19 protein-coding genes are annotated in these 20,585 nt (G+C 62.1%); 14 read left to right on the forward strand and 5 right to left on the reverse strand.

What is annotated here, in order from left to right; genetic code table 11:
• Nucleotides 1-318, reverse strand: a 318-nt coding sequence (locus tag NKJ93_RS27590; protein ID WP_352592346.1) for a hypothetical protein, incomplete at its 3' end; no start/stop codon positions are given.
• Here NKJ93_RS27590 and NKJ93_RS27595 point away from each other — a divergent pair.
• The 6 genes from NKJ93_RS27595 (at nt 317) to NKJ93_RS27620 (ending at nt 8,443) form a co-directional block, all read left to right on the forward strand.
• Nucleotides 317-2,113: an acyl-CoA dehydrogenase gene (locus NKJ93_RS27595; protein ID WP_352482491.1), complete on the forward strand. Its 1,797-nt coding sequence runs from the start codon at nt 317-319 to the stop codon at nt 2,111-2,113. The genes NKJ93_RS27590 and NKJ93_RS27595 overlap by 2 nt on opposite strands.
• Before the next feature lie 114 nt (nt 2,114-2,227).
• Nucleotides 2,228-3,397, forward strand: coding sequence for an acyl-CoA dehydrogenase family protein (locus tag NKJ93_RS27600; RefSeq protein WP_023719511.1), 1,170 nt, complete (start codon nt 2,228-2,230; stop codon nt 3,395-3,397).
• A 31-nt stretch (nt 3,398-3,428) separates the two neighbouring features.
• Nucleotides 3,429-4,637: an acetyl-CoA C-acetyltransferase gene (locus NKJ93_RS27605; RefSeq protein ID WP_352547915.1), complete on the forward strand. Its 1,209-nt coding sequence runs from the start codon at nt 3,429-3,431 to the stop codon at nt 4,635-4,637.
• Nucleotides 4,638-4,649: 12 nt separating this feature from the next.
• The gene (locus NKJ93_RS27610; RefSeq protein WP_352547913.1) at nt 4,650-6,869 is read left to right on the forward strand and encodes a 3-hydroxyacyl-CoA dehydrogenase NAD-binding domain-containing protein; all 2,220 of its coding nucleotides are present in this window, start codon (nt 4,650-4,652) and stop codon (nt 6,867-6,869) included.
• Nucleotides 6,870-6,950: 81 nt separating this feature from the next.
• A complete protein-coding gene (locus NKJ93_RS27615) occupies nt 6,951-7,595 on the forward strand; it encodes a S24 family peptidase (RefSeq protein ID WP_023719508.1) in 645 nt (214 codons plus the stop codon).
• Nucleotides 7,596-7,606: 11 nt separating this feature from the next.
• Nucleotides 7,607-8,443 (forward strand): thermonuclease family protein, encoded by an 837-nt coding sequence (locus tag NKJ93_RS27620; protein ID WP_352493783.1) that lies wholly within the window; start codon nt 7,607-7,609, stop codon nt 8,441-8,443.
• Here the strand turns inward: NKJ93_RS27620 and NKJ93_RS27625 are convergent.
• Nucleotides 8,406-10,061 carry a lysine--tRNA ligase gene (locus tag NKJ93_RS27625; RefSeq protein ID WP_352482488.1) on the reverse strand — a complete coding sequence of 552 codons (1,656 nt, stop codon included), beginning with the start codon at nt 10,059-10,061 and terminating at the stop codon, nt 8,406-8,408. The genes NKJ93_RS27620 and NKJ93_RS27625 overlap by 38 nt on opposite strands.
• Before the next feature lie 247 nt (nt 10,062-10,308).
• Here NKJ93_RS27625 and NKJ93_RS27630 point away from each other — a divergent pair, with 247 nt between their 5' ends.
• The gene (locus NKJ93_RS27630) at nt 10,309-10,719 is read left to right on the forward strand and encodes a tellurite resistance TerB family protein (RefSeq protein ID WP_352592348.1); all 411 of its coding nucleotides are present in this window, start codon (nt 10,309-10,311) and stop codon (nt 10,717-10,719) included.
• Between the two features lie 14 nt (nt 10,720-10,733).
• Here the strand turns inward: NKJ93_RS27630 and NKJ93_RS27635 are convergent, their stop codons facing one another.
• Nucleotides 10,734-11,585 (reverse strand): ABC transporter substrate-binding protein, encoded by an 852-nt coding sequence (locus tag NKJ93_RS27635; RefSeq protein ID WP_352592350.1) that lies wholly within the window; start codon nt 11,583-11,585, stop codon nt 10,734-10,736.
• 271 nt (nt 11,586-11,856) lie between these two features.
• On the opposite strand from NKJ93_RS27635, the gene NKJ93_RS27640 reads away from it, so the two are divergent.
• The 3 genes from NKJ93_RS27640 (at nt 11,857) to NKJ93_RS27650 (ending at nt 14,088) form a co-directional block, all read left to right on the forward strand.
• The gene (locus NKJ93_RS27640) at nt 11,857-12,588 is read left to right on the forward strand and encodes a helix-turn-helix transcriptional regulator (RefSeq protein ID WP_352482485.1); all 732 of its coding nucleotides are present in this window, start codon (nt 11,857-11,859) and stop codon (nt 12,586-12,588) included.
• Between the two features lie 97 nt (nt 12,589-12,685).
• Nucleotides 12,686-13,324: an acyl-homoserine-lactone synthase gene (locus tag NKJ93_RS27645; protein ID WP_023719502.1), complete on the forward strand. Its 639-nt coding sequence runs from the start codon at nt 12,686-12,688 to the stop codon at nt 13,322-13,324.
• Nucleotides 13,325-13,338: 14 nt separating this feature from the next.
• Nucleotides 13,339-14,088: an enoyl-CoA hydratase-related protein gene (locus NKJ93_RS27650; protein ID WP_023719501.1), complete on the forward strand. Its 750-nt coding sequence runs from the start codon at nt 13,339-13,341 to the stop codon at nt 14,086-14,088.
• A gap of 24 nt (nt 14,089-14,112) precedes the next feature.
• Here NKJ93_RS27650 and ppk2 read toward each other — a convergent pair whose 3' ends face one another.
• Nucleotides 14,113-15,015, reverse strand: a complete 903-nt coding sequence (gene ppk2, locus NKJ93_RS27655; RefSeq protein WP_352482484.1) for a polyphosphate kinase 2 — start codon at nt 15,013-15,015, stop codon at nt 14,113-14,115.
• Nucleotides 15,016-15,124: 109 nt separating this feature from the next.
• On the opposite strand from ppk2, the gene NKJ93_RS27660 reads away from it, so the two are divergent.
• The 3 genes from NKJ93_RS27660 (at nt 15,125) to NKJ93_RS27670 (ending at nt 18,429) form a co-directional block, all read left to right on the forward strand.
• A complete protein-coding gene (locus NKJ93_RS27660; RefSeq protein WP_352493784.1) occupies nt 15,125-16,390 on the forward strand; it encodes an ATP-binding protein in 1,266 nt (421 codons plus the stop codon).
• 113 nt (nt 16,391-16,503) lie between these two features.
• Nucleotides 16,504-17,229: a phosphate signaling complex protein PhoU gene (gene phoU, locus NKJ93_RS27665; RefSeq protein ID WP_023719498.1), complete on the forward strand. Its 726-nt coding sequence runs from the start codon at nt 16,504-16,506 to the stop codon at nt 17,227-17,229.
• A 192-nt stretch (nt 17,230-17,421) separates the two neighbouring features.
• Complete coding sequence (locus NKJ93_RS27670) at nt 17,422-18,429, forward strand: magnesium and cobalt transport protein CorA (protein WP_023677347.1); 1,008 nt, start codon at nt 17,422-17,424, stop codon at nt 18,427-18,429.
• 69 nt (nt 18,430-18,498) lie between these two features.
• Here the strand turns inward: NKJ93_RS27670 and NKJ93_RS27675 are convergent, their stop codons facing one another.
• Nucleotides 18,499-19,023, reverse strand: coding sequence for a GcrA family cell cycle regulator (locus NKJ93_RS27675; RefSeq protein ID WP_023719497.1), 525 nt, complete (start codon nt 19,021-19,023; stop codon nt 18,499-18,501).
• A gap of 354 nt (nt 19,024-19,377) precedes the next feature.
• On the opposite strand from NKJ93_RS27675, the gene NKJ93_RS27680 reads away from it, so the two are divergent.
• Nucleotides 19,378-20,577, forward strand: coding sequence for an aspartate aminotransferase family protein (locus tag NKJ93_RS27680; protein WP_023719496.1), 1,200 nt, complete (start codon nt 19,378-19,380; stop codon nt 20,575-20,577).
• The last annotated feature ends 8 nt before the right edge of the window (nt 20,578-20,585 follow it).

Genomic DNA, 20,585 nt, shown 5'->3' on the forward strand with positions numbered 1-20,585 from the left:
CTCTTTGTGCCCTTGTTGTTCCCGTGCACGAATATGTGTTGTCTTGCGTGCGGCGCGTCTGGCTGGGTTGCTTTTATAACAAAACCTTCCCTTTTTTTTAATTATCAATCCCGCGGTGTTTTCGCCGCGCGGTTCTTCGTCGTTACCGTCCTTCGCCGTTTGCCGTCTTGGCGCGCGGGAGAAAATTTGCCCCATCGCAGAATTGACGTTTACGCAAACGTCAATATTTGTTATCTCGACCGCAACGTTGGTCCGTCTGCCATCCTCATATGCTGAGGCTGATTTCGGGGCCAAGACCGCATGGTGGAGGAAACGCATGCCGATCTACAGAGCGCCGATCCGGGACACGCTGTTCGTGCTGAACGAGGTGCTGGGCTATCAGCGCTATTCCAATCTTCCCGGATTTTCCGACGCGACGCCGGATGTGCTCGAGGCCATCCTTGCCGAGGGCGCGAAGCTCGCCGAAAACGTCATGCAGCCGCTCAACCGTGTCGGCGACGTGGAAGGTTGTGTGCGCCATGTCGACGGGTCGGTGACGACGCCAAAAGGCTTCAAGGAAGCCTTCGACCAGTATCGCGAAGGTGGCTGGATGGGGCTCGCCGCACCTGTCGAGTTTGGCGGGCAAGGCTTGCCCTATGCAGTGCATACTGCGGTTGCCGAATATATGGTGTCGGCCAATATGTCGCTGATGATGTATGCCGGACTGACGCAAGGTGCGATCGCTGCGATCATCACCCATGGCACCAAAGAGCAGAAGGCGACATGGTTGCCGAAGCTGGTCGAGGGCGCCTGGACCGGCACCATGAACCTGACCGAGCCGCACTGCGGAACCGATCTCGGCTTGCTGCGCACCAAGGCCGTTCCAAATGGCGACGGCACCTATAGGATCTCCGGCCAGAAGATATTCATCTCGGCCGGCGAGCATGACATGTCGGGAAACATCGTCCACCTCGTGCTGGCCCGTATCGAGGGCGCGCCGGATGGCGTGAAGGGCATCTCGCTGTTCATCGTGCCGAAGCTCAAGCTCGATGCATCAGGCAATCCGGGCGAGAAGAACACCGTCTCCTGTGGCTCGATCGAGGAGAAGATGGGTATCCATGGCAATTCGACCTGCGTCATGAATTACGACGACGCTGAAGGCACACTGCTCGGCGAGGCCAATGGCGGGCTGAAAGCCATGTTCACCATGATGAATGAGGCGCGGCTTGGCGTCGGCCTGCAGGGGCTCTCGCTGTCGGAAGTTGCCTACCAGAATGCGGTTTCCTACGCCAAGGATCGCCTGCAGGGCCGCTCGCTGTCGGGGCCGAAAGAACCGGACAGGAAGGCCGATCCGATCATCGTCCATCCGGACATCCGCCGCAGCCTGATGACCATGAAAGCTTTCAACGAGGCCGGTCGGGCGCTGGCGCTGTGGACGGCGATCAAGTCCGACATCGCTCACCGCTCCGGTGACGACAAGGACCGCCAGGCCGCCGACGACTACACCGGGCTGATGACGCCGGTGGTCAAGGGCGTGCTCACCGACAAGGGTTTCGATCATGCGGTAATGGCGCAGCAGGTGTTCGGAGGCCACGGCTATATAGAAGAGCACGGCATGAGCCAGTTCGTCCGCGATGCCCGCATCGCCATGATCTATGAGGGTGCCAACGGCATCCAGGCACTCGACCTCGTCGGCCGCAAGCTGGCCTTGAATGGCGGTCGCGCGGTGCAGGCGTTCTTTAGGGAAGTCGGCGAGTTCTGCGAGGAGAACCGCACCGACGAGAAGATGGCGCCCTTCACCAAGGCGCTGAAGAAGAGCCTCAACGATCTGCAGGCGGCGACGATGTGGCTGATGCAGAACGGCATGGCCAAGCCCGACAATGCCGGTGCCGCCTCGACCGACTACATGCATCTCTTCGGCCTGGTGGCGCTGGGCTATATGTGGGCGCAGATGGCCAGGGTGGCCGCAGCGAAATTGGCGAATGGCGCCGACGGCGCTTCGTCTTTCTACGACAACAAGCTGGTGACGGCGCGCTTCTTCGTGGAGCGGATCATGCCGGAGACGGCGGCGCACCTTGCCCGCATCTCCAGCGGCGCCGACACATTGATGGCGCTGCCGGCCGAAGCGTTCTAGGCTCCCCTCTTCCTCGCGAGGAGGGTGGCCGCGAAGCGGCCGGGAGAGGGCGCCACGGCAGCGCGCCAGCCTCAATTCTGGCGGCGTGCTTGGAAGGAGGATCAGAGAATAAACATGACCAGTCCCGCCGAAATCCTTGGCCTTCCAAAACCCGCCTGGGCGGCGGACGAGGTCGGCATGCTTTATGACATGGCGCACCGCTTCATGTCGGAAGAGATCGCGCCGCGTTACGACGAGTTCGAGAAGAACGAGATGGTCGACCGCGAAAGCTGGCTGAAGGCGGGTGCGGCCGGCCTGCTCTGCGCCTCGATGCCGGAGGAATATGGCGGCTCGGGCGGCAGCTTCGCGCATGAGAGCGCCATCATCGAGGCGATCGCCCATGTCGGCGTCGACGGGTTCGGCATTGGCCTGCACAATTCGATCGTCGCCCCCTACATCCTCCATTACGGCTCGGACGAGCAGAAGAAGAAATGGCTGCCGAGGCTGGCGACCGGCGAACTGATCGGCGCCATCGCCATGACCGAGCCGGGTGCGGGCTCCGACCTGCAGGGCGTCAAGACGCGCGCCGAAAAGGACGGCAACCAGTACAAGCTCAACGGCTCGAAGACCTTTATCACCAACGGCCAGCTCGCTAACTTCATCATCGTCGTCACCAAGACCGATCCGCAGAAGGGTGCCAAGGGCATCTCGCTGATCGTCGTCGAGACCGACGAGGTGGAGGGCTTCGAGCGCGGCCGCAACCTCGACAAGATCGGCCTCAAGGCCAACGACACGTCGGAACTGTTCTTCAACGACGTGCGTGTGCCGACCTCGAACCTGCTTGGCAACGAGGAAGGCCAGGGCTTCGTCCAGCTGATGCAGCAATTGCCGCAGGAGCGGCTGCAGATCGGCACCACTGCTATCGCCATGGTCGAGCGGGCGCTGGCTCTTACCATCGACTACGTCAAGGAGCGCAAGGCCTTCGGCAAGGCCATCATCGAATTCCAGAACACCCAGTTCAAGCTGGCCGAATTGAAGACCGAGGCGACCATTGGGCGCGTCTTCTATAATGACTGCGTTGCCCGCCACATTAACGGCGGCCTCGACCCGGTGACGGCCTCGATGGCCAAATACTGGCTGTCAGACCTGCAGGGAAAAGTCGTCGACGAATGCCTTCAATTGCATGGCGGCTATGGCTACATGAATGAATATCCGATTGCGCGCATGTTCCGCGACGCCCGCGTCCAGCGCATCTACGGCGGAACCAACGAGATCATGAAATTGCTGATCGGGCGCTCTCTCTGAGCGACTTTCAGCAAAGCCAAGGAGCAGGAAAATGGCCGAAGCTTACGTCTATGATGCCGTGCGCACGCCGCGCGGCAGGGGCAAGAAGGATGGCTCGCTGCACGAAGTGCCGGCGGTGCGGCTCGGCGCCAAGGTGCTCGAGGCGATCCGCGACCGCAACGGGCTGGACACCGGCACCGTCGACGACATCATCTTCGGCTGTGTCGATCCGGTTGGCGAGGCGGGTGCAGTCATTCCACGTGCCGCTGCTTTCGAGGCCGGCTACGACACCAAGGCGCCTGGCATGCAGATATCGCGCTTCTGCGCCTCGGGCCTCGACGCCATCAATTTCGGCGCCGCCAAGATCGCGCAAGGCGCCGACGAGATCGTGATTGCCGGTGGCGTCGAATCGATGTCGCGGGTCGGCATGGGCGCCTCCGGCGGCGCCTGGTTCATGGATCCTTCGGTCGGCCTGCCCGGCTGGTTCGTGCCGCAAGGCATATCGGCCGACCTGATCGCCACCAAATACGGGTTTTCGCGCGACGACGTCGATGCCTACGCGGTCGAAAGCCAGAAGCGTGCCGCCAAGGCGTGGGGCGAGGGCCGCTTCAAGAATTCGGTGATCTCGGTCAAGGACCAGAACGGCCTGACCATTCTCGATCACGACGAGCACATGCGGCCTTCGACCGACATGCAGTCGCTGGCCGCGCTCAACCCGTCCTTCGTCATGCCCGGCGAAATGGGCGGCTTCGACGCCGTCGCGGTGCAGAAGCATCCCGAGGTGGAAGAGGTCAACCACGTCCACCATGCCGGAAATTCGTCCGGCATCGTCGATGGCGCGGCGGCCGTGCTGCTCGGCTCGAAAAAGGCGGGAAAGACGCTCGACCTCAAGCCGCGCGCGCGTATCCGCGCCTTTGCCAACATCGGCTCCGAACCGGTGCTGATGCTGACCGGTCCGGTCGACGTCACCGAAAAGCTGTTGAGGCGGGCGAAGATGAAGCTGTCGGACATCGACCTGTTCGAGCTTAACGAGGCCTTCGCTTCGGTGGTGCTGCGCTACATGCAGGCTTTCGACATTCCTCATGACCGGATCAACGTCAATGGCGGCGCCATCGCCATGGGCCATCCGCTGGGCGCCACCGGTGCGATGATCTTCGGTACGGTGCTGGACGAATTGGAACGCCGCGACCTGAACACCGCGCTGGTGACGCTTTGCATCGGCGCCGGCATGGGCACCGCAACGATCATCGAACGCGTCTGACGGAGAGAGATGATGAGCTATACCAATTTCACCCTCGACACCGACGCCGACGGCATTGCTTTGGTCACCTGGGACATGCCGGACCGTTCGATGAACGTCTTCACCCAAGAGGTGATGCTCGAGCTGAACGTCATCGTCGACAAGGTGGCGACCGATGCAGCGATCAAGGCGGCGGTCATTACCTCCGGCAAGGATACGTTCTCGGGCGGCGCCGACATCACCATGCTGCAGAAGATGCTGGCGACCTTCGCCGCCGACAAGGCAAAGGACCCAGAGAAGGCGACCAAGGCGCTGTTCGACAATGCGGGCTATATGAACGGCCTGTTCCGTAAGCTGGAAACCTCGGGTAAGCCGTGGGTGTCGGCGATCAACGGCACCTGCATGGGCGGCGCGTTCGAATTGTCGCTCGCCTGCCATGGCCGTGTCGCGGCCGATTCCGACAAAGTGAGGATGGCACTTCCCGAAGTGAAGATCGGCATTTTCCCCGGCGCCGGCGGAACCCAGCGCGTGCCGCGGCTGACCGACCAGCAGCAGGCGCTGCAAATGCTGACCTCCGGCCAGACGCTGTCGCCGCAGAAGGCCAAGTCGATGGGCCTGATCCATGAGATTGCCGAGCCGGACAAGCTGGTCGAAACCGCCAAGGCGATGATCAGGAACGGCTTGAAACCGGTGGCGCCCTGGGACGAAAAAGGCTTCAAGCTGCCCGGCGCTCCGATCTATTCGGTGGCCGGTGCCAATCTGTGGCCGCCGGCCATCGCCATCCTGCGCCGCGAGACCTATGGCAACTATCCCGCCGCTGCCGCCATCCTGAAATGCGTTTACGAGGGCTTGCTGGTGCCGTTCGACACCGCCTTGCGGATCGAGCAGCGCTATTTCACCGAGATCATGCAGACCAGGGAAGCGGCAGCGATGATCCGCTCGTTGTTCGTGTCGCTCCAGGAACTGAACAAGGGCGCGCGCCGCCCGGCCGGTGTGCCGGAAATGAGGTTCAAGAAGATCGGCGTGCTCGGCGCCGGCTTCATGGGCGCCGGCATTGCCTATGTGACGGCTAAGGCCGGCATTCCGGTGGTGCTGCTCGACCGTGACATGGAGTCTGCCGCCAAGGGCAAGGCGCATTCCGACAACCTTATCTCGGATCAGGTGAAGAAGGGCCGTGCCAAGCCACAGGACAAGGACCAGTTGCTGACGCTGATCACGCCGACGGCCGATTACGCCGATCTCGCCGGCTCCGATCTTGTCGTCGAGGCGGTATTCGAGGATTCGGCCGTAAAGAAGGGCGCCACCGAACAGGCCGAGGCTGTGCTCAAGCCTTCGGCGACCTTCGCCTCGAATACGTCCACCATACCGATTACATCGCTGGCCAGGAATTCGGCGCGGCCAAAGAATTTCATCGGCATCCACTTCTTCTCGCCGGTCGACAAGATGATGCTGGTCGAGATCATCCTCGGCAAGAAGACCGGCGACAAAGCGCTGGCCACCGCGATCGACTTTGTCCGCGCCATCAAGAAAACCCCGATTGTCGTCAACGATACGCGCGGTTTCTATGTCAATCGCTGCGTACTGCGCTACATGTCGGAAGCCTACAAGATGCTGATCGAAGGTGTTCCGGCGCCGATGATCGAGAATGCGGCGAAAGCCGCCGGCATGCCGGTCGGTCCTCTGGCGTTGACCGACGAGACCGCGATCGACCTTGCCCAGAAGATCATGAAGCAGACGATGCGCGATCTCGGCGACAAGGCGGTCGACCCGAAGCAGATGGCGCTGATCAGCACGATGGTCGACACACACGGTCGCTTGGGTCGCAAGAACAGCAAGGGCTTCTACGACTATCCGGCAAAACCTGCCAAGAAGAAGCTGTGGCCAGGCCTCAGGGACCTCTACCCGCAACTGGCGCCGGAGAGGGTCGATTATGAGGAGCTGAAGCAGCGGCTGCTGGTCACCATCGCGCTTGAGGCGGCACGGGTGATGGAGGAGGGCATCGTTACCGATCCACGCGAGGCCGATGTCGGCTCGATCCTGGCCTTCGGCTTCGCGCCCTACACAGGCGGTGCACTGTCCTACATCGACGGCATCGGCGCGAAGAAATTCGTCAAGATCGCCAAGCGCCTGCAGAAGAAATACGGCGCCGAGTTCAGGGCGCCGAAGCTGCTGCTCGACATGGCCGAGAAGGGCGAGACCTTCTATGAGCGTTTCGATCCCTATGACAGGAACGAGGCCAAGGAGGCAGCGTGACGCCGTCTTCGGCGGTGGACAAGATGGCGGCCAAGAGGTAGAACAGGGAAGGTATTTTTTCCTGTTTCGAAGGAGAGCAAGGTGCTCTCGCATGACCGCGTTTGGGCCGCCATCGACGCTCTCGCCGAGCGTTATTCGCTTTCGGCCTCCGGGCTGGCCAGGCGCGCTGGCCTCGACTCGACGGCCTTCAACAAATCGAAGCGGCTGTCCTCGGATGGGCGGCCGCGCTGGCCGTCGACCGAATCGCTGGCCAAGATCATCGAGGCGACCGGCGCCTCGCTGGATGAATTTGCGGGGCTGGTCGAAGGCCGGGGTAATTCCGGCGCACTGCCCGTGCAGAAATCGTCGGTGCCGCTGCTCGGCTTCGCCCAGGCGGGCGCCGGTGGCTTCTTCGACGACGCCGGATTTCCGGCGGGGCAGGGATGGGACCTGATCGAGCTGCCGGCACGGGCAACCGAAACCTCCTATGCGTTGAAGGTCCAGGGCGATTCCATGCTGCCGCTTTACCGCAATGGCGATGTCCTGATCGTCGAGCCGGGGGCTATCATACGAAAGGGCGATCGCGTCGTCGTCAAGACCAATGCCGGCGAGGTGATGGCCAAGGTGCTCGACCGCCAGACACCGAAGTCGATCGCGCTGGTCTCCCTCAATCCCGATCATCCGGACCGCGACATCCCCATGCGTGATGTCGAATGGGTGGCGCGGATTGTCTGGGCAAGCCAGTAGGCGCGGGGCCGGTGCGTCTGCCTCACCTTGCCTTGGCCGTTCTGGCGATTCCGGCGATGGCCACGGCAATTGTCGCTGGCGGCCGCGCCGTCCAGAACCAAAGCGGCGGCCCTGGCGAGCAAATTCAGGTCAGCGCTGAACCCCAGCCCGCCGCGCCGGCTACGTCGGCCATCTCGAAACCAGAGGCGGCCAAGCAGGCTACGCATTCAAGGGCAATCGATCCGGAAATCGTGGTGCCGCCGCAGCTCGGTTCCGACGAGCTTGAACGGATTGAGCCGCGCGCACCGTTGAGCGATCTGGCATTGGCCGGACTGCCCAGGCCGCCAAAAACGAAAATGCCTGACGACTGGAAAGGCACGAAACTGTTCCAGCCGGTCGCGCCGGCCGCCGGGGTCATCGAGGCAAAGGGCTATTCGATTGCGGTTTCCGGCATCGACATCGTCAAGCAGGACGAGACTTGCACCGACGGCGGCAAGTCTTGGAGTTGCGGCATCCGGGCGCGAACTGCCTTCCGCGCTTTTCTGCGCGGTCGTGCGGTGGTCTGTGCCGTGCCGCCCGAAGGCGGCCGTGACCTGATCGCCGCCGAGTGCCGGATCGGCAATCAGGATATCGGCCAATGGTTGGTCGAAAACGGCTGGGCGCGCGCCGCCAAGGGCGGCGCTTACATAGAAGCCGGCGAGAAGGCGCGTGCAGCGAAAAAGGGCGTCTTCGGGCCGGCGCCGAGCGTCTCAGGCCTGCCGCCGCTCCCGGCTGCGTCGCGATCCGCGCCTGTGGCGCCGGGCTCGATCCTGGAGGAGCAGGACGGCGTCCTCAAGCCGCCAGCTGACCAGCAAGCGCCCGTCGAATGAGCTCACGCGTTTCGGCAATGCCGTAGAGTGCGGCGAAGGAACCGAAGCGCGGCCCGCGTTCCTGACCTATCAGCACCTGATAAATCATCTGGAAGAAGGCGACGGAGACGCCGGGTCCACCCTCAGGGCTCTGCTTGGAACGATCCTGGTAGCGCTCGATCTTGCGCGCGACATTGAGGGCGGCGTTCTGGATCGCCTCGCCGGCGGCGTCAGCGGGCAGCGCGGCGAGCGCTTCCGAAAGTTTGGTCAGCGCCTCGCGCTCGACCGCGTCGGCGGCACGGTACACCTTAGCCGGCTTCACGAAATCGTCGAAATAGCGGATCGCATATTCGGTCAGCCGGTCGAGTTCGGGGTGAGTTGCCGGCGTCACACCCGGTGCGTGGCGCGAAATGAAGCCCCACAGCACGTCCCTGTTCTGCGCATTCGAGGCGCTGACCAGGTTGAGCAGCAGCGCGAACGACACCGGCAGGTCGATGATAGGCGGATTGCCGTCATGCATGTGCCAGACCGGATTGCCCAGCCGTTCTTTCCAATCCTGCTTCTGATAAGCAGAGAGGAACGTGTAATATTCGTCTACCGCCTTCGGGATGACGTCGAAATAAAGCTTCTTCGCGGTTCGCGGGCGCTGGAACATATAAAGGCTAAGGCTCTCGGTCGGCGCATAAGTCAGCCACTCGTCGATGGTTAGCCCATTGCCCTTCGACTTCGAGATCTTCTGGCCGTGCTCGTCGAGGAACAGCTCATAATTGAAGCCCTCCGGCGCTGGAGCATCGAGCGCACGGCAAATCTGCCCGGCGAGCTTGACGGAATCGATCAGATCCTTGCCGGACATCTCGTAATCGACGCCGAGTGCTGCCCAGCGCATCGCCCAGTCTGGCTTCCATTGCAGCTTGGCATGACCGCCGGTCACCGGCGTCTCGAAGCGCTCGCCGGTGTCCGGGTCGCGCCACACGATGGTGCCGGCGTCGAGCTTGCGCTCATCGATCGCGACTTGCATGACGATGCCGGTCTTGGGATGGATCGGCAGGAAGGGCGAATAGCTCTGCGCCCGCTCTTCACGCAGCGACGGCAGCATAATTGCCATCACCTTATCGAAGCGCTCGAGCATCTTGAGCAGCGTCGCGTCGAAGCGGCCGGAAGTATAATAGTCGGTCGAGGAAGCGAATTCGTAATCGAAGCCGAAACGGTCGAGGAAGGCGCGCAACCGTGCGTTATTGGCGGCGCCGAAGGACGGATACTCATTGGAGAAAGGGTCCGGTATCCTGGTCAGCGGCTTGCCGAGATACGCGCGCAGCATGTCCTTGTTAGGCACATTGTCCGGCACCTTGCGCAATCCGTCCATGTCATCGGAGAAGCACAGCAGCCGCGTCTTGACCTTGTCTTCGGTCAGCACGCGGAAGGCGTGGCACACCATAGATGTGCGCGCCACCTCGCCGAAAGTGCCGATATGCGGCAGCCCCGACGGGCCGTAGCCGGTCTCGAACAGCACCGTTTCCGGGTAGCCGCTGCTCGCGTAGCGGGCGACGATCTTTTTCGCTTCCTCGAACGGCCACGCCTTGCTTTCGGCGGCCGCGGTGAGGACTTCCGGGCTGAGATCGATCGGCTGTTGTCCGGCCATGATGCTATTTCCTGCAGCTTTGCCGGCATCCGTGCCGGCAGCCGCATGCTCTAGACTATGATCCCGAAAAGTGGAACCCGGTTTCCGGGCAGGACCGTGATCAGGCAAGAAGATATGAGCCCCGTCCCATTTAATCGGTATGGATCAGGCTTCAGGGCCTGACCGGAGCGTCAACGATCGCGGCTCTTTTTCCTTGCGGCGCCGGTCCCTCGTTCCTAACTTCGGGACCCGTCTCAAGGAGTTGTAAATGCCATTGTCGCCACACGAAGCCATGATCTACCTGATGGTCATCACCTCGGCGTCAGACCGCGACATGACCGATGTCGAACTGGCGCGGATCGGCGACGTCGTTCGATCCTGGCCGGTGTTTGAGGATTTCAATCAGGAGCGGCTGGTCGAGGTCGCCCAGGCCTGCCAGAAAATGCTGCAACAAAAGGACGGGCTGGAGGGCGTCCTGGCGCGCGTCGCCGAGGCGCTGCCCGACCGCCTGCGTGACACCGCCTATGCCGCTGCCTTCGAGGTCGCGGCCGTCGATCTCGAAATGCGACTGGAGGAGGTGCGCGTGCTGCAGCTCGTCCGCCGGGAACTCGACCTCGATGCGCTGACGGTCGCCGCCATCGCGCGAGCCGCCAAGGCCCGCCTTCGCACGCTGACCTGAGCCAGCAGCCAAGCTCAGAAAAAGCTGACCGGAAAATAGCGCAGATAGAACTCGGCGAACGTGCCTTTCACCGAAATTTCCTGCAGCGCATAGTCGAAAGCGGCGGCCAGGGCCGGATCGTCGGCCCTGGTGGCGATCGCCATGCCCGAGCCGAGATATTCGGGCGCCAGATAGGGGCCGCCGGCAAAGCGGCAGCAGCCCGCCGCATCCGAACCGCCGAGCCAGAACGCAAAACGCATGCCATCGCCGAAGGCGGCGTCGATCTTGCCGGCTTTCAGCTCGCCATAAAGCTCCTCCGGCTTTGCGAAGGGGACGATTTGGACGTCGCCGAAATAATCGCGCAGCATCCGCTCATGCCCGGAGCCGGCGATCACGCCGACACGCTTGCTGCGCAGCTTGTCGAACATTGGTTCCGTCAGCGCCAGTGTCTTCGGCACGACGAAGCGTGCCGGAAATTGCAGGTAGGAGCGTGAAAACGCGTATTTCGACCGCGATTCCGGCGTGGCGGCGATTCCGGCAATGATCGCTTCGCCTTCGCCTTTCCGCAGCGCGCCTTCGAGCTCGGCCCAGGGCAGCGCCTGGATCTGGCATTTTTCGGCAATGCCGAGCTCGGCGCAGATGGCGCGCGCCAGGTCCACATGGAAGCCGGACAGTCGGCCTGCCCCGTCGAGAAAGTTGAAGGGCGGGAAATCGGTGGTGGTCAGGAATCGCAGCCGCGGCAGCATCGAAAGGTCCGGCTTTGGCAGCCGCACCTTGGCGTCCCAAAACACCGGCACCTGCGGCTCCGCAGCGCGCGCAGCACCCGCAAGCGATTGCACTCCGATCAGCATCGAGATCAATGAAATGGATATGCACCGAAACGCCACGCGACGACTCCGTCCAGTCTTGCCCCGGCTTTCGTACGAAATAACACAGGTTCTTGTACGAAAATAACTCAGGCACAACGGTTTTTGGTTTCATCATGGCAATTTAGGGATATTGTTTAGTGAGTTTGCAAGTGACTGTATGATGCCGGCTCAAGAGGAGCGGTGGGGCGTACAGAGGGAGCAGCTTTGCAGTCCGGGGTTGATGGCGTAGTGCGGGTTGATCACTGCCATTGGTCTCAAGTGCGGAAGGCAACATGGGGTAGATGTTGCGATGGGTCATTTCGATCGTACCCTGGAGTTGATAGATCAGTTGCAGCACGCCGGCACAGCGGCCGCCGTCTGCGAAAAGCTGCTGGGGGTAACAAGCGGGTTCGGGCTGACGGCGCTGATGGCCGGGACGGTTCCGCAACCTGGAACGCCGAAAAATCAGCAAAAGAACCATGTGCTGCTTTGCGACTGGCCGGCTGAATGGCTTGAGCGCTACGTCGCACGCAACTACGTCGATCACGATCCCGTCGTCAGCCACATGAAGCAGCTTCAGGCGCCGTTCCAGTGGCGGGAAGCGTCTCAGGGCATCCGCATCGGCAAGAGCGGCGGCGAGGTGATGGGCGACGCCGGTGAATTCAAGCTGCGCGACGGGTTGGCCTTCCCGCTGATCACGCTCGATGGCCAGATCGTCATGGTGTCGCTGGGCGGCGAGGCTGTCGAATTGTCGGGCGCCGAGTTCGGGTTGGTCTCGTTGGTCTCGACTTATGCGATTGGCCGCGCCATGCAGCTCCACACCATGGCGGGCAAAACCATCGACCATGTCGAATTGACGCCGCGTGAGCGCGAATGCCTGCAATGGGCCGCCGTTGGCAAGTCCGAATGGGAGATTTCCCAAATTCTCGGCATTTCGGAACACACGTCAGAGAAACACCTTCTTAACGCCAAAAGCAAACTCGGTGCCGTCAACCGGGTCCAAGCCGTCGCGGAAGCGATAAGGCGCGGCTATATTAACTAGGTCGGCCGCGCCGGCCTAGAAATTCTTGCCTACGTGATCGCGTAATTTTCTCGGGGGAGCACGGCCGTATTTTCCTATTGAACCTAGGAGACGGCAAATGCTTTTTTCCCTCACCACCCAGGAATTGATGGAACGCCCAGGCCTTTGGGAGGCAGTTCATCGGTTGCGTTACAAGATTTTCGTCGAGGAGATGGGATGGACCGATCTGCAGCGCCCCGATGGCCTCGAGATCGATCAATTCGACCACGACGAGGCAGTGCACCAGATCGTCATCCGCAATGGCGAGCTCGCCGGTTACCAGCGTATGTTGCCGACGACCCGGGCACATCTTCTAACCGATGTGCTGGCGGACCTTTATGAGGGAACCCCACCGTCGGGGCCGAATGTCTATGAACTGACCCGCTATGCGGTTGCGCCGGGATTCCGCGACGGCCGGCGCGGCGTGTCGACGGTGGGCACCGAACTGATCGCCGGCTTCGTCGAGTGGGGTCTGAAGCGCAACGTCAACCAGGTGATCATCGAATTCGAGCCGATGTGGGTGCTTCGCGCGCTGCAACTGCATTTCCTGGCAACGCCGCTCGGCTATCAGCGGACCTATGGCAACCAGCAGGTCGTTGCCACACTGCTCACCTTCAACGAGCACACGCTCGACGTGGTGCGATCGCGCCGCAATCACTTTGCGCCGGTGCTGGCCAGAGGGTACCCGGACATGCTCGGACAGAGACGCGCCTCGTAAGATTGGAGAGGGCCATGAACGTTCACTCAAAAACAGAATTCCGCAATCACACGCTGATCGTCACCGTATCGTCGGGTGACGGCCGCCCGGTGCTGGACAGGCGGGCCTACGAAAGCCTGGCCAGGACATTCCATGAAGCCGCTGTCGATGACGACGTCCGCGTCGTGGTCCTGCGCGGCCTGGCCGGGTGCTTTTGCCTCGGTGCTGATTTCTCCGAATTTCTCGATGCCACCAAACATCGGCGATTGATCGCCGCCGTCACCGATATGTTCCGCACGCTGGCGACGTTCCCGAAACCGGTGCTTGCCTGTGTCGACGGCGACGCCGTCGGCGTCGGCTGCACCATCCTGTTCCACTGCGACATGGTGATCGCCTCGAGCAAGAGCACGTTCCGGGTGCCGTTCGTCGATTTCGGCCTGGTGCCGGACGCGGCGACCAGCATCCTGGCGCCGCAGAAGCTCGGCTATGCCGGTGCGTTCCGCTTCTTCTGCCTCGGCGACACGCTCGCCGCCGAAGATGCCAGGCAGCTCGGCCTTGTCGGCGAGATCGTGACGGACGTCAGTGTCGAGGAAGCCACGTTGGCCAGAGCCAGGCAGCTCGCCAAGAAGCCAGTCGCGGCACTGCTGCAGACGCGCGACCTGCTTAGGGGGGACACCGGCGCGCTCTGCGACCGCATCGATCAGGAGATCTCGCTTTTCCAGCAGGCGCTGCAGGACGACACCACGCTGAAGCGGCTGCAGCGGATTGCCCGGATGGCGGCATGAGAGCCGTGAATCGATGAGGTGAGCTTATTTTTCGAGGAAAGTCGGCCCTTCGCCGATGATCTTCTTGTCCTCCTTGCCGATGACGTCGAGGTCGCGGCCGTCATAGGGAAGTGACAGGAGAATGCGCTGCATGACCGCCAGCCGTGCGCGCCGTTTGTCGTTCGCCCGCACAATGATCCAGGGCGCGAACTCCTTGTGCGTGCGTTCGACCATCAGGTCGCGCGCCTTGGTGTAGTCGTCCCATTTGGTGATGCCGGCGATGTCGATCGGCGAAAACTTCCAGCTCTTCAGCGGGCTCCAGCGACGGTCATGGAATCGCTCAAGCTGCGTTTCCCTGCCGATGTTCAGCCAGAATTTGAAGAAATAGATGCCCTCGTTGCGGATCATCCGCTCGAAATGCGGAACCTCGTCCAGAAATTGCTCGTGCTGCGCGGGCGTGCAGAATCCCATCACCGGTTCAACGCCGGCGCGGTTGTACCAGGAGCGGTCAAAGGTGACGAATTCGCCCGACGTCGGGAAGTGGTCGACGTAGCGCTGGAAGTACCATTGTCCAAGCTCAGTGGGTGTTGGCTTGGTCAGCGCCACGTTGCGCGCCGTCCGAGGGTTCAGATACTGGCGCAAAACGAAGATCGTGCCGCCCTTGCCGGCGGCGTCGCGTCCCTCGAACAGCGACATCACCCGCTTGCCCGTCGACTGTAGCCACGCCTGCGCCTTGACCAGCTCGATCTGCAGCTGCTCGAGCCTCTCGTCATACCCCTCGCTCTTCATCTTCTTGTCGTAGGGATAGCCGCCGGCGGTCAGCTTGCGGTCCTCGACCCAGTCCGGAAGAGTGGGGGCCTCGATGTCGAACTCCCGCTCCTTGCCGTCGATCATGATCTTCAACGGCCCCGACGAACCTGTAGCGGGGCCTTCCTTGGCGTTTTTCATCGAGACGAACCTTTCCAGCTTCCGGACTCATGCTATTGGGAGCCTCCATGCCGGTCCAGCAGGAAGTTCTTGAGGTGGCCGCAGACGGAGCGCAGGCGACGGAGCGCAAATGGCCGACATCGGCACAGAGCGGAAAGGCAGGGCGCAAGCCGTCGCCATGCGGCTGTGGAACAGCCGCTGGCTGCTGGCGGCCGGCTTCGTTGCAGTTCTGATGGTCTATGGTTTTGCCGGCATATCCGGCTATGTGGTGCTGCTGGCAGGCGCCGTGCTGGTTGCCGCTGCGATGCTGCCGGCCGGCGTCGCGCATCAATCGACCGAAAATGCCGCGGCCATCGAGGCGAGCGGCCTGCAACGGCTTTCCGGCGAATATCTCGCGGCGGCGGTTGCCGATCCGCTGGTCATTTTCGATCGCTCCGCCGCCATCGTCCATGCCAACGCCGCCGCCTTTGCAGCCTTTGGTGGGATTGCCCCCGGCGTATCGCTGTCGCTGAAATTCCGCGCGCCGGAAATGCAGGCCTTGCTGGATAATATCTTGTCGGGCAACGTCGCTTCGGACAGCGTCGACTACATCGAGAAGCTGCCGGTCGAACGAGCTTATCGGGTGAGCGCGTCTTCTGTCGGCCACGCCACGGATCTCTACGTGCTGGTGTTCAAGGACCAGAGCGAGGCGCGCCGGATCGACAGAATGCGCGCCGACTTCATTGCCAATGCCAGCCACGAGTTGCGCACGCCTCTCGCCTCGATCGCTGGCTTCATCGAGACGCTGCGCGGGCCGGCCCGCAACGACCCCGCGGCACGCGAGCAGTTCCTGCAGATCATGCAGAACCAGACCAGCCGCATGGCGCGCCTCATCGACGACCTTCTGTCGCTGTCACGCCTGGAGATGAAGCCCTATCTCAAGCCGGGAACCGAGGTCGATCTGCGCCAGGCCATCGACAGCGTCATCGATTCGCTTGGGCCGCTGGCCAAGGAAAGCGGCGTCGTCATCGAGCGGGATTTCGCGCAAGGGCCGCTCGACGTGCCCGGCGATCGCGACGAGCTTTTCCAGGTTTTTGAAAACCTGCTAGAAAACGCCTGCAAATACGGTCAGTCCGGTGGACGCGTCGTGGTGTCGATCACGCGCGGCGACAGCGATCCCGAGCCGGGCATCGACGTCACCATCAGGGATTTCGGCCCCGGCATCCCCGAAGAACATATCCCGCGCATCACCGAGCGCTTCTACCGCGTCGATGTCGAGAACAGCCGGACCCAAAAGGGCACCGGCCTTGGCCTGTCCATCGTCAAGCATATCCTAACCCGCCACAACGCCAGACTCTCCATCAGGTCGGAGGTCGGCAAGGGCGCGGCGTTCACGGTCCATTTGCCGGCTCGCTGACGCCGTACTATCTACCACATGATGGGCCGTTTCTTTTTTCTGTCATCCGGCTAGCGTATCAGCGGGGATTCGAGCGAACGACTCAACCAGAAGATCCGGGAAGGCATTCGTCCATGCAGTCCGTGCACATCGTCAGCGCCTATGACGAGGAGCTGAAATATCTGTCGAAGCGCATCGCGGCGATGGGCGGGCATGCCGAGCGCATGGTCGAGCAGGCAGTAGCGGCGCTGGTCAATGCGAATCCGGGGCTCGCCCAGAAAGTCATTCGAGACGACCTGGTTCTGGATGAGGGGCAGCGTGAGATCGACGACAAGGCGATCATCATCATCGCCAAGCGCCAGCCGATGGCGACGGATCTGCGCGAGATCGTCGGCGCGATCCGCATCTCGGCGGACCTCGAACGGGTGGGCGACCTCGGCAAGAACATCGCCAAGCGGGTGGTTGCCGTCGCCGACGGGCGCCAGCCGAACAGCCTGTTCCGCGGCCTCGAGGCTTTGGCCAATCTGGCACTGACCCAGCTCAAGGAAGTGCTCGACGTCTACGCGTCGCGGTCGGTGGAGAAAATCGGTTTCGTGCGCGACCGCGACGACCAGATCGATGCCATGTACACCTCGCTGTTTCGCGAGTTGTTGACCTACATGATGGAAGACCCACGCAACATCACGCCCTGCACGCATCTCCTGTTTTGCGCCAAGAACATCGAGCGCATCGGCGACCACGCCACCAACATCGCCGAGACGATCTACTATATCGTCACCGGCGATCAGATGCCGGCCGATCGCCCGAAGGGCGACAAGACGGATAAGATAATTCTTCCCGCAACGCTGCCTGCGAAGTGAGTTCTCGAAACAAAACGTGGTGGCCGCTAGAGTTGCCACTTGGTGGAGTGGCTCTCAAATCCGAAAAGCAGCTCCCCTGCTGCTCGACACTAATGCGAATTTCGGATTCGCCACCTGAGAGCAAATTGCGCTAAGCTTTCGACGCGCCGACTTCTCAGTTCCGCGATGAAAGCCTGCCTTCAGGAGGCTGGGATGGAATATGTCCGCGAGTTTGCTCCCGCGCCGCCGATGTCGGGCATAATCGCTTGCGGCGTCTATACGGCTGGGCGGCGCATCGCCGACATACCGATCGAGGAAGCCGGCGAATGGGCCGGGAAGCCGGGCCATGTCGTCTGGATCGGACTGCTGGAGCCCGACCGCAATTTATTGCTGCGCGTCCAGGCGCAATTCCATCTGCACGAGTTGGCGATCGAGGACGCCGAGCATCCGCACCAACGGCCGAAGATCGAGCAATATGGTGATGCCCTGTTCATCGTTGCCCGCACGGCGCAGCTGATCGACAGCCGTGTCACCTTCGGCGAGACGCATCTGTTCGTCGGCGCTGGCTACATTGTCAGCGTCAGGCATGGCCCGTCGACCTCCTACGCCGCCGTTCGCCAGCACTGGGAAAGCTGTCCGCATTCCCTCGCCAAGGGCGAGGATTTCGTCCTCTACGCCATTCTCGATTTCATCGTCGACAACTACATGCCGGTGCTCGAGCAGATCGAAAACGAGGTCGAGGCGATCGAGGACAAGGTTCTGCTGAAGCCGATGACCGGCTCCGACATCGAGCGGCTTTACATGCTGCGCCGCGATCTCTTGCGCCTGCGTAATGCGGCCCTGCCGCTGGTGGAGGTCTGCCGGCGGCTGACCAGCGCCGATCTGCCGCAAATCCATACAGCCATGCACCCGCTGTTTCGCGACGTCACCGACCACATCCGCACGGTCCAGGAAAAGATCGACAGCCTGCGTGAGGTTCTCGCCTTCGCCTTCGAGGCGAGCCTTCTGGTCGGCCAGAGTCAGGAGACGGCGATCTCCAAGAAGCTTGCCTCATGGGCCGCCATCTTGGCCGTGCCGACAGCATTCGCCGGCATCTACGGCATGAATTTCAGCGACATGCCGGAACTGAGGATGGAATATGGCTACCCGGCCGTACTGGCGGCAATCGCCCTGATCTGCACGTTTCTTTACTGGCGGTTTCGCAAGAATGGGTGGCTTTGAAGAGAGGTGAATAGTGAATAGGGCTAAATGGGAGCCTTGCTTCTTACGCCAGGCTCAAGCCGCCACCATTCACCTGCTCCGCCGCCGCTCCGACGCCGGCTGGAACGCCACCCGGGCGTGGTACTTGCAGTAGGGTCCGGTTTCGGCGGCGTCGTTGCCGCAGAAATGGAAGTCTTCCGAAAGCGGATCGCCATTCGGCCACTTGCAGGTGCGCTCGTTCAGCTCGACGAGTTGCAGATGCCGGGAGATCGGCACGACGACGTTTTCGACCGGGCGGATATAGTGGCGCGACACCGGTTCGGCATCGAACTGCGCCTTGAGCGCGGTCGCACCGATCGACATCGACGTGGTGGCATGGCGCGTGGCGCTTGCTGCCCGCGACACCGATTTCTGGATCGTCGATCCCTGTACCGTCTTCTTCTGGCGTGCCGGTGATGCGGTTGTGCGTCCGCGGCCGGACAGTTTCAGCCGGTGCACTTTGCCGATGACCGCATTGCGGCTGACCCCACCAAGCTGTGCGGCGATCTGGCTGGCGCTGAGACCCTCCGACCACAATTTTCTGAGAAGTTCGACTCGCTCGTCAGTCCAGTTCATGAGACCGCGCTCCTGCTGAAAAGTGCGGCAATCGGAATCCATTCCCGACCCGGCTTCTGCCGGGCAGACACCACATATATCGGGTGATTAGGTCCGCCGCACGAAATCTAGTTATTTCTCTACTACAATTACCTTATGCGCTGACTCGGTGACAAGAGTCCCAAGGCCAACACGAATCGGTTTTTTCGGTTTTCCCCAACTTGCCCGGTCGCTTATGAGCCGGCATTGTGCTGGGGGGCTTGCCGCACGTCCTTGCGCGACCTTTTCGTTGACTTCACGGCCGAAAAACACGATAAGCCACAAGGGCCGCCGCTTTGGCGGCTTTTTGATTTTCCGGTTCCGGAGACGCATATAATGAGCGGTTCGGCGCTTTTCGAGACCTTTGTTCGCGCACCCCTGGCTTTCGACCACGGTGAAGGCACCTGGCTGGTCACCGACAAGGGCGAGCGATATCTCGATTTCGCAGGCGGCATCGCCGTGAATTCATTGGGCTACAGCCATCCGCATCTGGTCGCGGCCCTCACTGAACAGGCCGCCAAGCTCTGGCACGTCTCCAATCTGTACGAGATTCCGGGACAGAGCCGGCTCGGCGAGCGGCTGGCCGACGCCAGCTTCGCCGACAAGGTGTTCTTCACCAATTCCGGCGCAGAGGCGCTTGAATGCGCCATCAAGACGGCGCGGCGCTATCACTTCGTCAAGGGCCATCCCGAGCGCTTCCGCACCATCAGCTTCGAAGGCGCCTTCCATGGCCGCACCCTGGCGACCATCGCCGCCGGCGGCCAGTACAAATATCTGGAAGGTTTCGGCCCCAAGGTCGACGGCTTCGACCAAGTCGGCTTCGACGACATCGACGCCGCCGAAAAGGCGATCACGCCTGAAACCGCGGCGATCCTGATCGAGCCGGTGCAAGGTGAGGGCGGCATCAGGCAAGTGCCGTCGCAATCGCTGAAGCGGCTCAGGCAGCTCTGCGATCAGCACGGACTGCTCTTGATTTTCGACGAGGTCCAATGCGGCGTCGGCCGCACCGGAAAGCTGTTCGCGCATGAGTGGGCGGGTGTCACACCCGACCTCATGGCGGTGGCCAAGGGCATCGGCGGCGGCTTCCCGATGGGCGCCTGCCTCGCCACCGACGAGGCAGCGGCCGGCATGACCGCCGGCGTGCACGGCACCACCTTCGGCGGCAATCCGCTGGCCATGGCGGTCGGCAACGCCGTGCTCGACGTGGTGCTGGAAGACGGCTTTCTCGATGACGTCCGGCGCAAGGCGCTGCTCTTGAAACAGGGGCTGGCCGGTGTCGCCGACGAATTTCCGGACGTTATCGAAAGCATCAGGGGCACCGGCCTGATGCTCGGCCTTAAATGCGCGATGCCCAACACCAAGGTTACGGTGGCACTGCGCGACCAGCATCTCTTGACGGTTCCGGCCGGCGACAACGTTATCCGTCTGTTGCCGCCTCTCACCGTCACCGATGCCGAGATCCACGAGGGGCTCGAGCGCATTCGTGCCGGCGCCAAGAGCCTGGCGGATGCCATCGTCGCTGCCGCCGCGAAGTAATCCTGGAA

It is taken from the genome of Mesorhizobium sp. M0028 (assembly GCF_040323855.1).
GTDB lineage: Bacteria > Pseudomonadota > Alphaproteobacteria > Rhizobiales > Rhizobiaceae > Mesorhizobium.